This is a genomic window from Herpetosiphon sp. (assembly GCF_003512625.1).
Lineage (GTDB): Bacteria > Chloroflexota > Chloroflexia > Chloroflexales > Herpetosiphonaceae > Herpetosiphon > Herpetosiphon aurantiacus.
In genome coordinates this window covers 1-514 of the sequence record NZ_DOPT01000108.1, presented here as the reverse complement: position 1 = coordinate 514, position 514 = coordinate 1, and the positions used below count along the sequence as shown (strand labels likewise).

The following is a 514-nucleotide window of genomic DNA, read 5'->3' as shown; positions in this document are numbered from 1 at the left end:
GTGTCCTTCGTGGATCAAAAAACAATCTTCGCAGTTCAGCAACCTGGCTATTCAGCTACGGCAATGGGGGTACTGGTTGGGATGGCAACAAGTTTAGCCGGAGCAGCACTAAGAATCATGCAGGGGTCATGCTCAGCATCGCAAATGCGTGGCAACGTTGGGGGAACGAGCAACGAATCAGTATCCAAATAGCCTTGATCATACAACGATTTGGCTGAATCACGGCCTTGCCAGCGCCAATGCCATGGCTCACTGGTGTAGCCCATTAATTCATAGGTAATCAACTCGCCATCGCGATATTTAATTGGGTACGATTGAACCCAGCCATATTTGTAGGCATTGGCATTGAGCCAATCTTTCAACGGATCGGGAATTCGAAAGCCAATTTCGGGCGCACCTTGGGGCAATAAATCGACAGTCAAGCCAGTTTGATGTTCGCTGGTGCCAGGTTTGGCGCTGTAGGTGGCGGCATAGGCAATCGCCTGTTTACGGCTAATCGGCTTGCCAGTTTGGG

1 protein-coding gene is annotated in these 514 nt (G+C 50.4%); it reads right to left on the bottom strand.

The window, feature by feature from the left end:
* Positions 1-47: 47 nt before the first annotated feature.
* Positions 48-514, bottom strand: a 467-nt coding sequence (locus DEF47_RS24650) for a M15 family metallopeptidase (protein WP_287045382.1), incomplete at its 5' end; no start/stop codon positions are given.